Source organism: Ignavibacteriales bacterium (assembly GCA_026390595.1).
Lineage (GTDB): Bacteria > Bacteroidota > Ignavibacteria > UBA10030 > UBA10030 > UBA9647.
In genome coordinates, this window is the sequence record JAPLFQ010000023.1 from 1 (window position 1) to 12079 (window position 12079).

Annotated in this window: 7 protein-coding genes; 3 read left to right on the top strand and 4 right to left on the bottom strand. The window is 54.2% G+C overall.

What is annotated here, in order from left to right:
- Nucleotides 1-455: 455 nt before the first annotated feature.
- Nucleotides 456-2810 carry a 6-phosphogluconolactonase gene (locus tag NTU47_12260; protein ID MCX6134578.1) on the top strand — a complete coding sequence of 785 codons (2355 nt, stop codon included), beginning with the start codon at nucleotides 456-458 and terminating at the stop codon, nucleotides 2808-2810.
- A 93-nt stretch (nucleotides 2811-2903) separates the two neighbouring features.
- Here NTU47_12260 and NTU47_12265 read toward each other — a convergent pair whose 3' ends face one another.
- Nucleotides 2904-3317, bottom strand: a complete 414-nt coding sequence (locus tag NTU47_12265) for a DUF3788 family protein (GenBank protein ID MCX6134579.1) — start codon at nucleotides 3315-3317, stop codon at nucleotides 2904-2906.
- Between the two features lie 19 nt (nucleotides 3318-3336).
- Between NTU47_12265 and NTU47_12270 the strand changes: the two genes are divergently transcribed.
- Nucleotides 3337-3465, top strand: coding sequence for a hypothetical protein (locus NTU47_12270; protein ID MCX6134580.1), 129 nt, complete (start codon nucleotides 3337-3339; stop codon nucleotides 3463-3465).
- Nucleotides 3466-3614: 149 nt separating this feature from the next.
- Here NTU47_12270 and NTU47_12275 read toward each other — a convergent pair whose 3' ends face one another.
- Complete coding sequence (locus NTU47_12275; GenBank protein MCX6134581.1) at nucleotides 3615-6863, bottom strand: PDZ domain-containing protein; 3249 nt, start codon at nucleotides 6861-6863, stop codon at nucleotides 3615-3617.
- 246 nt (nucleotides 6864-7109) lie between these two features.
- Entirely contained in the window at nucleotides 7110-9551 is a 2442-nt protein-coding gene (locus tag NTU47_12280) for a hypothetical protein (protein ID MCX6134582.1), read from the bottom strand.
- Nucleotides 9552-9944: 393 nt separating this feature from the next.
- Between NTU47_12280 and NTU47_12285 the strand changes: the two genes are divergently transcribed.
- Complete coding sequence (locus NTU47_12285; GenBank protein MCX6134583.1) at nucleotides 9945-10445, top strand: hypothetical protein; 501 nt, start codon at nucleotides 9945-9947, stop codon at nucleotides 10443-10445.
- A gap of 673 nt (nucleotides 10446-11118) precedes the next feature.
- Here the strand turns inward: NTU47_12285 and NTU47_12290 are convergent.
- The gene (locus tag NTU47_12290; GenBank protein MCX6134584.1) at nucleotides 11119-12036 is read right to left on the bottom strand and encodes a sulfatase-like hydrolase/transferase; all 918 of its coding nucleotides are present in this window, start codon (nucleotides 12034-12036) and stop codon (nucleotides 11119-11121) included.
- Nucleotides 12037-12079: the final 43 nt, after the last annotated feature.

Sequence of the window (12079 nt, forward strand, 5' to 3'; positions counted from 1 at the left end):
ATTCGGAGGACAGCCTGAAATCGATCTTCCTGATCTTCGTGATGTACTTCACCTACTGCCAGTTCTGGATTTACGTCGTCCTCAAAGCAGTCTACGTGGAGAAGTTCCGGAAAGAAAAGGGATTTTGGGACAAGACGATTCGGTTTGACGCCAAGCCGCAGTGAGATCAAGCTCCGCAGTTTCACGGTCTTGGAGACGAGCAAACAAAACCGTAAATTTGGATAGAATCTACCTCAAGATCACCCGGCAATCACATTTGGATCAGTCCCGTCAGGGACGAAATGTCAATGGATTGACAAACGAGCCATGTTCTGTGAACTCCGTAAGGAGTGACATACACATCTATTGAAAGAACATGCGAGACGGGATACCAGAACAAGTCCAGACCGGAGAGCGGTCAGGACCGCATCACCAGACTTTTGAACAAGAGATATCCAGAGGAGCAATACGAGACGATGAAAACGTACGATGGAAGTTCCACTGTGGAGGCTGTCGAGCTGGAACGCAGCGGCAGGAAGCAGTACTGGTACCAGCCGACGGAGAAGATCCGGATCATTGAAGTCGAGAATTTTCCACTGCTCGGAAAGCTGACCGCACTCCGGTTCATCGAATGGGTTCTCAAGAATCCGGGCGGGGTCATATCCCTCCCGACGGGAAAAACGCCCGAGCACTTCATCAAGTGGGTCTCTCGGATTCTTTCCAAGTGGCAATCGAAGGAGATCCAGGCGCTGCTCGCCGAACACGGCATCGACAGCACAACGCGTCCCGACATGAAGAGCCTCAGCTTCGTGCAGATCGACGAGTTCTATCCCATGGACTCACAGCAGCACAACAGCTTCAACCACTACGTCAGGAAATACTACTTCAAAAACTTCGGCCTCTCCCCGGAGAAGGCTCTGTTGATCGACGCAACGTCGCTCGGGATTCCCGACGGACAGACGATGGAAAGCGTGTTCCCCGACGGGGTTGTGGACCTTTCCCTCCGTGTTCGGCAGACACACACGGAGCTCGAAGCGCTCCAGCGTGATGTCATCAGCCGCGTCGATCTGTTTTGCATGGAATACGAGCGCAAAATCCGCACATTGGGGGGAATCGGATTCTTCCTCGGCGGCATCGGTCCGGACGGTCACATCGCGTTCAACGTCCGGGGATCGAGCATCTATTCCGTCACACGGCTCACTGCGACCAACTACGAAACACAGGCAGCAGCCTCTACGGACCTGGGCGGGATCGAGATATCCAGGAAACGCCTCGTCATCACGATCGGACTCACGACCATCACCTACAATCCCACCGCGACGGTGCTGATTATTGCGGCAGGGGACGCCAAGGCCTCGATCGTCAGCAAGGCCATCCAGGAGCCGAGACATCCTGAGAATCCGGCTTCGGTCTTGCAGGATCTCGAACATGCCAGGTTCTATCTCACAAAAGGGGCAGCGAGCAGACTGAGCGAGCGGACTTTTATTGATTTCTGCGCCCGGCCCACCATCAACAAACGCCAGTCGGACGAGGTCGTAATTTCACTCGCAATTTCCCGCAACAAAGCACTCGACGAACTGACAAAGAGTGATTTCGCGGCTGACCGCTTCGCGCAGGAGCTTCTCAAGAAGACCGGCAAATCGCACGAAGAGCTGGCGGTCGCGGCACGGACCCGGCTGATCAACAAACTCGAAAAGGGACTCCAGCCCATCACAAAGACCACGTTCCTTCATACCGAGCCGCACCACGACGATATCATGCTCGGATATCTCGCGTACCTTTCCCACCTGGTGCGCGACCCGAACAACAAGCACCTCTTCGCAAACATGACGTCGGGCTTTACCGCGGTCTCGAACCACTATTTCCTGACCATCATCCGAAAACTCCGGAAGCATCTCGAAGAGAAGCACTTTGCGGTTTTGCTGGAAGACGGGTATTTCGATCCAAAAGACTACGCCAAGAAGACGGAGGAAATGTACCTCTTCCTCGACGGCACCGCGGCGCTTGTTCAGGAACGGAAGGATGAAGCCGAGGCGCGACGCGCACTGAGGAATTTCGTCGAAGTGTACGGAACATCGGATATCAGAGCCCTCAAGCTGCGCGCCCGGAACATGGAAGAGTATCTGATGACGCAGTATCCCGGCGCGAAGGACCCGCCGGACGTTCAGACGCTGAAGGGCATGCTGAGGGAGTGGGAAGTCGAGCTCCTCTGGGCCCACTTCGGCATCGAACCTTCAGCCATCTATGCAATGCGGCTGGGATTCTATCAGGGAGATGTCTTCTCTGAAGAACCCGAAGTGAACCGGGATGTCATTCCGCTCTTCGACCTCATCAAGAAGACGAAGCCCAATGTTATCTCGGTCGCGTTCGACCCCGAAGGGAGCGGACCGGATACGCACTACAAAGTTTTGCAGGCGATTGCGGAAGCAGTGAGGCTGTACCAGGAAGAGAGCAAAGATTCTTCCCTCCGCATCTGGGGGTACCGGAACGTGTGGTACAGGTTCAAACCATGCGAAGCGGATGTCATCATTCCGGTCTCGTTGAACACGATGTCGTTGATGCACTCGTCGTTCATGAACTGCTTCGGCTCCCAGAGTGCTGCGTCATTCCCGAGCCATGAACACGACGGTCCCTTTTCTGAGTTGGCTCAGAAGATCCAGGTCGAACAGTACGCGATGATCAAGACCTGCCTCGGCAAGGAGTTCTTCCTCCAGCATCCGCACCCCCGCCTGCGCGGTGCGCGTGGTCTCATTTTTCTCAAGGACATGGCGCTGGACGAGTTCTATACGAGAGTGCGCGAACTGAAGAAGCTTACAGAAGCAAAGAGCTGATAATGGCCAATGGTCAATGACGAATGGACAATGAACGGGACCGGCATTGTCAATTGACAATTGATCGTTCGCAATTGACCATTCACAATTATGTCAGTTTTCAATCTTCGTTTTCAGAAGCCTGAGAATTGTGGCAACTTCGAAATTGCTCTTGTTGAATTCAATCAGCGTCCCTTCCGGATACTTCCTGGCGCTCTTGAGCATCCTGCCTACATAGGTTGGAAACGCGCCTTTTTTGATCTCCTCAACGGCCCGAGTTCCAAAGACCATCTTGAACGAAAAATCGCGGTTCTTGGGGAGGAGATAGAAAAGTCGCCTTTTCTTCTTCAGGCAGATCAGATACCATCCCGACGTTTTCGAGAACTTCCATTCAAAACTGATTCCTTGATGTTCGAATTGGAGCGATATGATCGTCTCTTCGAACAGCGTGTACGAACGGCCCAGTCTCTTCCTGAGTTCACCGTCGCTTGGATGCTTCGTGTCGTTCATGAAAACATCAGTGGGCATAATGGGAGCCTTCTCCCTGATGGCTGGCGCACACAACCTTGATGCAGTGAATAATGTCATCCTGAGGGAGCGTTTTGATCTGGGACTCACCTTGTTCGCGACTGAAGGATCTGAACCAATGGGCGGCCAGCGCGTGGAGCCGCTGTAATCCAGATCCTTCGCTTCGTCCTTCGACTTCCACGAGTTGACGCCAGAAGGTCGCTCAGGACATTGCTCAGGATGACCGTCCTTTTTTTCGTTTACTCGGATCCTACGCAAACCCAGCAAAGAGCAGGTCAACAGGATCTCGTTTCCTGCTTACCTCTTTTCGTACGGCGGCTGCTTTGGCGGCACAAACGGTTTCGCGTTCAGCAGTTTCATCACTTCCTCTATACCCCGCTCGAGCTGCGGATCAATTCCCTTCGCCAGCTCCGCAGGATCGTCCTTCACTTCGATGTCCGGATCAACACCGTGTCCTTCCTTGAACCACGTCCCATCCGGGTTGTACATCCGGAATGTCGGCACGGAAACATTGCCGCCATCAACCAACGCCGGGGCTCCGGTGATACCGATCAGTCCGCCCCACGTGCGCATCCCGATGAGGGGCCCTAATCCTGCTTTGCGGAAGTAATCCGGGAACGCGTCTCCTCCCGATCCGCTCCATCCGTTGATGAGCATGACCTTGGGTCCGAAGTTCGCATAGACGGGCCATTGCCAGTTCTTGCCGTCACGGACAGCCCAGAACGCGAGGGGCTTGCGGTTCAGCAGCTCGATGAAACGATCGGGAATCTGACCGCCGCTGTTGAAGCGCTCGTCGACTATCAACCCCTCTTTGTTAAACTGAGCGGCGAATTGGCGGACCAATTCCGTCTGACCGTCGGTGCCTGTGCTCGGTACATAGATATACCCGATGCGGCCGTTCGTCGCATCCTGCACGCGCTTTCTGTTCATTTCAATCCACGCGAGATGGCGTAGACGCGTTTCATCCGCGATTGTCTGCACCAGCACTCTGCGTGCGCCGTCCAGGGTCGGCTTTGAGTTGACTGTTAACTCGATGGCTTTGTTGTCGAGACCGGAAAATGCAGCCCACGGCGCCTTCGTCACATCGATGGGAAGGCCATTCACTGCGAGCACATAATCTCCCGCGTGAACATTGACGGCCGGTTGTGCCAGCGGTGAGCGCACCTCGGTATCCCATGGAGCGCCTGCGATAATGTTCTTGATCCGATATGCCCCGTTGGCAAGCTCCCAGTCAACACCCAGGTAGCCGAAGCTGCGGACGTCGCCGTCATCAATGTCCCCGCCTCCGCGGTAGGTGTGGGATGAATTCAGCTCCGACATCAGCTCGCCGATGACGAAATTGACGTCCCATCTGGTTACGGCGTTGTCAAGCATCCTGCCGTAGCGCGCCCGCATATCGCTCCAGTCAACGCCGTGCATGGTGGGATCATAGAAGAAGTCCCGATCGAACCGCCAGACGTCGGTGAAGATCTGCTTCCATTCCCCCCTGGGATCCACAACCATTTCGAGCTGCGATGTCGGCATCTTCTTGTCGAGTTTCTGGTTTTCTCCCACGTCGACAATCGAATAGCTTCCAGACTTCCCAACCAGGATTTTCTTTCCATCAGCGCTCACATCAAACATATCAACATCATCCAGGACGGTCTTCTCTTCGCGCTTGTCGAGATCGTAGTACAACAGTGACCTCTTCTTGTCGGCAGAGCCGGTGTTGGGCGTCCGAACGAAGAGAATCTTCCCGGAAATCGCGTGAATGCTTCCGAAATTGCCCGCTGCGGGGGGAAGAACAACGACACGCCGCTCAAATCCGGCAAGCGTCACCTTTGTCTCCTTCGATTTCTCATCCTTCTTCACCTTCTCCTTGTCTTTCTCCTTTGGTTCCTCCTTCTTCGGCTCTTCTTTCTTCACCAGCGTCGAGTCGTTGCGCGGCGCGAGCGGGGACGGGGTCTCATCGGACAGTGTTGCGACTGCGAGATTTGTTGTGTTCGGATAAATCCAGGTATTGTCCACGTCGGAGTACATCGGATTCAGCGTGCGACCCGTCAGGAAGAACAGGTACTTCCCGTCGGGATCAAACGACGGATTTGAGTCCTGATAGTATCCCGAGGTGACCTGCGCGGCTTTCTCCTCCTTCGTATCGAAGAGGAAGATCGCGTGGCTTCTATTCTCCAGCTCGCGGCCGTACGCCAGCCAGCGGCTGTCGGGCGACCAGCTGACTTCGAATCCATTCAGCGCCCCCTGATAGTAGTACATCTGCTTGTCCACCTGAATCGTCTTGTTCTTCTCGATATCAAAGACCTGAATTTTCATTGCATTGTCTATGAATGCTACCATCTTGCTGTTGGGCGACCAGGAGAGACTGTACCGGAACCCGGGGCCATAGGAGGTAAGCTTCTTCTCGGAACCGGGCGTCGTCAGATCAAGAAGCATCAGTTCATATTCCCCCGATTTGTCGCTCCAGTATGCCGCGAACTTTCCGTCGGGAGACCAGGCAGCGGATCGTTCGGCAGAGCCCGGAGTTCTGGTCAGATTAAGAACGGGACCGTATTCCGCAGGGACGGAGAAAACTTCGCCCCGAGCTTCAAAGAGCGCCCGTTTGCCGTCGGGCGCAATGGATGCGCGCTGAATCGCTTTGCTGACATTTTGTGTACGCGGGAGAAGTGTTATTTCATCTGTCACAACCTTGATCGGAACCTCCCTGGTTGTTTCCGCGGCGAGATTCAACACGTACAGCTTCCCCCCCATTTCGAACACAATGTCCGATGGTCCGAGCGACGGAAAGTGAATATCGTATTCCGTGAACTTCGTGATCTGCTTCGTTTGCTTCGTCTGCAGGTTGTACGACCAGATATTCGATCGTGCCTCCGGGCCGCGATCGGAGAGGAAGTAGATGGTTCTCCCGTGCCACATCGGGAACTCATCATTGGCCGGATCCGCGGCAACGACTTCGGAGGTCTTCTTCTCCAGGTCAAACACGATGATGTCCGAAGACCAGCCTCCGCGATACCGTTTCCAGGTTCTGAAGGCCTGCGTCAGCGATGTGTACGCGATGCTCTTTCCATCCGGCGAGAGCGATGCCATTTCGCCGTAGGGGACCGGAAGCTGCTCCGGCATTCCGCCGGCCGGCGATACGCTGAAGAACTGGTTGTACCGCTGACGGCCGCTGTTCATCGAAGAGACAAACAAGAGTTTGCCTCCGTCGGGGTACCAGTCGACGAGGCGATCGTTCATGCCGTGATATGTCACGCGCGTGGGGAGTCCGCCCATCGCGGGGATGGAATAGACTTCCAGATTGCCGTCATAGTTCGCGCTGTAGGCAATCTGCGATCCGTCAGGAGAGAAATGGGGAAAGAGTTCCTGGCCCCTCGGCGAGCTGAGTTTCAGTGCCGTCCCTCCATCCTTTGGAACGACCCACAGGTCACCGGCATACGAAAACACGATTTGCGTCTGGGAGACATCGGGATACTGCAGCATTCTCGCATCCACCTGCGCCATCAGCACAGGCGAGACCAGACAGAGAAGAAACGTCAACACAAGGGAGCGGACCATACTCTGAATCTCCTTGCTAAGTACGTGGAGGGTGAACCATGGTAAGGTGTCGGGAGTTACATTCGTTCGCAGAACTTGTTGCGATGGGACATGATCTTCCAGTACAAACAACTAACTTCTTCATTCATTATTCGGTGTTGGATATTCGAAATTCATGGGAACGAATCTCTTCGATCCAGGCAATGTCCAATATCGCGCAAGGAATGTCGAACGATGAAGTTGGGTACGCGTGAAGCCCGCCTCTACCTACTTCATCAAAACCATTCTTCTCGATTCAATGAAAGCACCCTGTTCGCCACCAACGGGCCGAGCCACGAAACGATAATAGTACACTCCGCTCGGAAGGGCCGAACCATCCCAAAACACTGTGTGACTCCCCGCTGAACGGACTTCGTTCACCAGAGTGGAGATTCCTCGACCGAGAACGTCGAACACCTCCAGTTTCACGAAGCTATGAGCTGACCCTTCGACTCCGCTCAGGGCAGGTAGCTGATAGCTAATAGCTGTTGTTGGATTAAATGGATTCGGATAGTTCTGCAGCAGCGCAAACGTCCGCGGCGTCTCTTCCTTCGCCGTCACCGCAGTCACCGGGTTCAATGTACGGCTCCAACGGACAGCATCAAATCCCAGCACCTGACCGTCACTCGAGCTGACGTCTCCAAGCCGGACAGATCCCCCGCTCCCCTTCGCAAACGAGTACGTTCCAAGTGAAACCCAGGTATCTTTGTGCTCATTCTGGTTGATCGACTTCAGGACCGTTCCTTCATTGCTCGTTATGGAATAGCGCGCATCCGTCGCATTGGGGAATGACGGTATGAACGCAGACACTTCATACTTCCCCTCTTCCGGAAGTACAGGTGTCCACGTGGCAAAACACGCGTCAACGGATGCGACACCGCGGGTGTAGACGAACCACGCGTGTCCCTGATACCCGACGTTCTTGTCTTTCCAGTAACTCATCGAGGAAGGAGCTGCCGTTTGCATCCAGAAGCCGTGACCGAATTGCTGGTCGTCGATGACGGTGTCGCTCGCCGCCAGCGGCTCGTAGCGCGTCGCAATGCACCATGCCACGCCGGTAAGGTTTTGGAAACCGTTGTTATATCCCGGCCAGTCGTAGCTCGAGTTCTTGCCATAGTAATTCTTGTATCCCCGGTTCTTGTTACCCCAGGGGTCGTTGAACACAAATGTATGCGGCTCGGCACCAATTCCATGAGCGAGCACGAGATGGCCTGCGGTCGTCAACATCACGCACATGCTGAAAGGATGGCCGTCAGAAACTTCAGAGAAAGCGATGCTGTACGGTGTTCCTTCTGATTGTACGGCGGTGAAGCCATGATTCCTGAAGTAATCTGCCATCCTCGAATGCGGACTGTACGAGCCATTCCACATGTAACCATAGCCGCCCCAGGATGTTTTGCCGTTTGCGTCGTCCGCCGCCTGTATATACTGCGCCTGACGGAATTGATACTGAGCGCTGACGTAATTTCCCCAATTATTATAGTGGAAGCTCGGTGTTGAACATGAAGTCGGCCACGGCGGAAGCACATTGAAGTACGCAAGCAGCATGATCGCTTGAGTCGGCGCACATGCCCAATCGCCATTGAACCAGTCGGGCGTATCATATGCCTGGTGAACATATGGGATGTCAAGTTGCGATGTGTTGTGCGTTGAACCCTCCAACGAGAAAGGCTTGATGGAAAACCGGCCGGAGGCGGAAAGAGCCGTTTCCTTTACAGTTGTCAGTTTCCGAGGGGCCTTTCCGTTCACAACAAGGTCGGCCTCGCCGATGGATCGCCGTGCGTACGTGTGAAAAACGACCCTGGCTCCACCCTCTGTAAATGAAGGATCCATCTCCGTGATGCCCGGCGTCGATGTGAGCCTCTGCACTTCTGCCCCATCGAAGCTTGAAAGGAAGAGGTCGGTGTTCACCAGCCGCGGACCTTGAAACTCCTTCCGATAGAAGATCACCTCGCGGGAATTTTCCGACCACGATGGATGAGCCCCTTCTCCGAGAACATAGGTCCGGCCTGTCTCAAGCTCGTGGACCCTGACCGCCCCGTTCAGGCTGGAATAGAGAAGTCTGCCGCCATCGGGTGACCAAATGGGATAGTAGTATCCTGTGGTGCCGTCGGTGATTTGTGTCTTCGTCAGAGTTGCGAGGTTGAGAAGCCAGAGTTGATCATCGGCGTCATTGAATACAACCTGACGGCCGTCCGGCGAAATTGGAGCGATGTTGGCATAGGTCCCGAGAGAATACGTCTCTTCTTCTCCGGTGCTCGCAAGCACCAGCTCCTCTCCACGCGTGAAGGCAACACGGCCATCGGCTGTGAAACTCACCTGACCCATCTGATGCCCCGGTGAACTCAGCGTCAGCACAGTTCGGTTCGTGAGATCGAGTACAGCAGGAGTCTGCGAACCGTCCTCATTCACAAGCTTCAAACCCACACGCGTGCGGTCATACGACAGCGTCGTGTAGTTCCCGCATCCCGGAGCGGATACGAGCTCCTCAAGAAGACCATTCTGGACAATATAGAGTGCCGACGCGTAGTTATTCGAACAAAGTGTCCCAAACGGAGTGCTCCTTGGATCTGTGAAGTACCCTTCTCCTTCCCGGGGATCTTGCCCGAAAAGCGATGCAGGGATCAGAAACAACAGGAAGGCCGTGTATCTCAACGTTGACTGAAGCATGGTTCAATATCCTGTTCAATAGAGCGTGGAGTCTTGGTGCGCATGGAAAACGTACGGAGTAAGTCAGCCAAGTTCAACGATCTGTCTCATTTCGATCATTTCACGACGAATGAATTGCCGTCGCTCTTATCCTGAGAACTCCTCACTTGAGGGACAACTTCTTTGTGGATGGAAATCCAAGAACGAACAATCCGGAATAATGGGGCTTTCTGGTGCAGAAGGCTGGAGAACCTGCAGTCTCACTACGATCCACCAGTCTCAGAGTGATACTCCGCTTACAAGGAAATACTGTGAAATTGGGCTCATATGGCATATTCTGTTCTGGCACGCTCCTTGAGATATACTGATACAGATATGAAAACAATCACAAAAAATACTAACTTGGAGTCAACAATGAAGAAGTCAATCGTAGTTATCGCCCTCGTAGTCCTGAGCTTCGCAGTTGCACAAAACGCTATGGCGCAGGCAACGGCTACACAGAATGTCAGTCTGGCTGTCAACGCAGTTTACAAGATTGCGACCTCTGGCAACCCCGGCGCAATGACCATCACCACAGGTACTGCCGGAACGAACGCACTGACCTCAGTCACAGACGCTTCGACCAACTATAGCATCACACAGAATTTCGCTTCCACCGTGAAGATCACAGCAAACCTCGACGCAGCCCTGGCAGCCGGCTACACGCTGCAGATCAACCTGGCGAGCGTCAAGGGAACGAGTGCTGGAAACGTTGATATCTCTGCCACGACCCCGGCCAGTGCGGCGAGTGTTGTGACTGCGATTGCCCTGGGTGCCGATGCAGCCAAGACGATCACCTACACCTTCGGTGCAAACGCTTCCGCCGGCACGCTTGCCTCGACGGCGAAGGTTGTCACGCTGACTCTGACCAACTAAGAGTTCCGCTCCACCAAGTTGCCTCCAAGCTGCACAGAGAGGGTCGTCAAGCTTCATCTGACGCCCTCTTTGTGTTTTTATGCTGCCCCCCAACGGATGTCAACCCTCCGCATAGCTACAGCCTCTTCCTTTTTCACCGGGAAGCTAGTGCTGTGTCTCGGAAGAACCTTGAATAAGTCCACAGCACGACGCAGAGATCTGAGCAGACATCAGCTCAAACTATCACGAAAAGGCACACACCCTTCTGCTCCCCTCTCACAACCCACGTGCTTTCCCACGAGAGGGGACGTGACGTTCTTGTATCGCGCACAAACAGTCCCCTCTGTGTGATGGCCGGCGTGGTGGGGAGAGGGGATGTAAGGGGTGTGTGTTTTGCTTTTTGCTGAGATTTCACGAAAAACTCGATTGGTGATCCTCGGGTTGCATTTTGTGAGGTAAGAAGTTCAACCGTACGACTTATCCAAAGAACATGCGAGACGCGACACTAGAAGTATGTTCCGAAAAGACAGTCGCGTGACCCCTTGGGTTATCTGTGATGCGTCCCGGTTTTCGGCTGCCTGCCGCAAGCGGGGATCCCGTACGATGGGAGAGGCGAAGGACTAAAGGAAGGAATGAGTATTCTATTTCTTCATTCTGCGGGTGTGGTTGCGTAATCGATCTGAGGCGTGCTGCTTCATCGTTGAGGGTTCTTCGATAGTGCAGACTCAAGCACAGACCCCACCGAGTATGGCGTACGGAAACCGAGAAGCTTCCCAACCGTCGGCGCAATATCCACCAGCTTGTGCGCGGACGAATCAACGACTCCCGCCGGCGTGTCGGGTCCGATGACGAGCAGCATGATATGCCTGCAACCTTCGCATCGATCGCCGTGGTCGGTGTAATCTGTGGTGTGGCGGCCATGGTCGTTCGTGACGATCATGGTCGTTTTGTCACGGAAGAGAGAATCTGCCTGAATTGCATTCCAGATCGACGCCACTACGGTGTCTGCCTGACGAATCGCCCCTATATACTTGTCAAAAAACCCTTCGTGCGCCAATGAATCTGCAGCCGGCACGTTCACAATCATAAGTTTGGGATGGTGATTCGCCAGCACGAACGTCGTGTTTTGCAGGGCGACGAGGTTATCATACTCAGACGAGGATTTCTTCACTGACGCCCCATAGTGCGGGCCATATTCTTTGTGTGTGCTGAACGCAAGCATTTGCAGCTTGGACTTGCCCAGCACAACCCAGCACTGATCAACGGGTGCACCCGTTTGCTTCCTGAAATACTCGAACATCGTCGGGTTGTACGGCAATTCGGTCCCATTGTTCTTCAGAGTTTCGCGCGTACCCGCAAGGATACTTGCATGTCCCGAATTGGTCATCGTGGTGCCGTCATTCCAGAATGACGTATAGAGCGTGCCGAGCGGGCGCAACCGATTCCAGATGATCGGTATGTTGGCATGTGTCGAATCGCCAAACGTCTCCGAATACCTGGTACCATCCACAACGACGAGGACGACGAATTGCGTCCGTTGAGCCAGCAGCTGTGAGCAAACAAGGAGCCAGAGTAGGAGAAGTTTGTAGAACCGGGAAACGAGGGATGTCATGGATTTCTTTCTGATGCAAGTTCGCATATCCCCTAAGCTCACA

What these genes read in the sequence shown, in the direction of transcription:
- NTU47_12275 (MCX6134581.1), bottom strand. Translation starts at nt 6,863, where the DNA reads ATGGTCCGCTCCCTTGTGTTGACGTTTCTTCTCTGTCTGGTCTCGCCT.
- NTU47_12270 (MCX6134580.1), top strand. Translation starts at nt 3,337, where the DNA reads ATGGCTGGCGCACACAACCTTGATGCAGTGAATAATGTCATCCTGAGG.
- NTU47_12290 (MCX6134584.1), bottom strand. Translation starts at nt 12,036, where the DNA reads ATGACATCCCTCGTTTCCCGGTTCTACAAACTTCTCCTACTCTGGCTC.
- NTU47_12260 (MCX6134578.1), top strand. Translation starts at nt 456, where the DNA reads ATGAAAACGTACGATGGAAGTTCCACTGTGGAGGCTGTCGAGCTGGAA.
- NTU47_12265 (MCX6134579.1), bottom strand. Translation starts at nt 3,317, where the DNA reads ATGCCCACTGATGTTTTCATGAACGACACGAAGCATCCAAGCGACGGT.
- NTU47_12285 (MCX6134583.1), top strand. Translation starts at nt 9,945, where the DNA reads ATGAAGAAGTCAATCGTAGTTATCGCCCTCGTAGTCCTGAGCTTCGCA.
- NTU47_12280 (MCX6134582.1), bottom strand. Translation starts at nt 9,551, where the DNA reads ATGCTTCAGTCAACGTTGAGATACACGGCCTTCCTGTTGTTTCTGATC.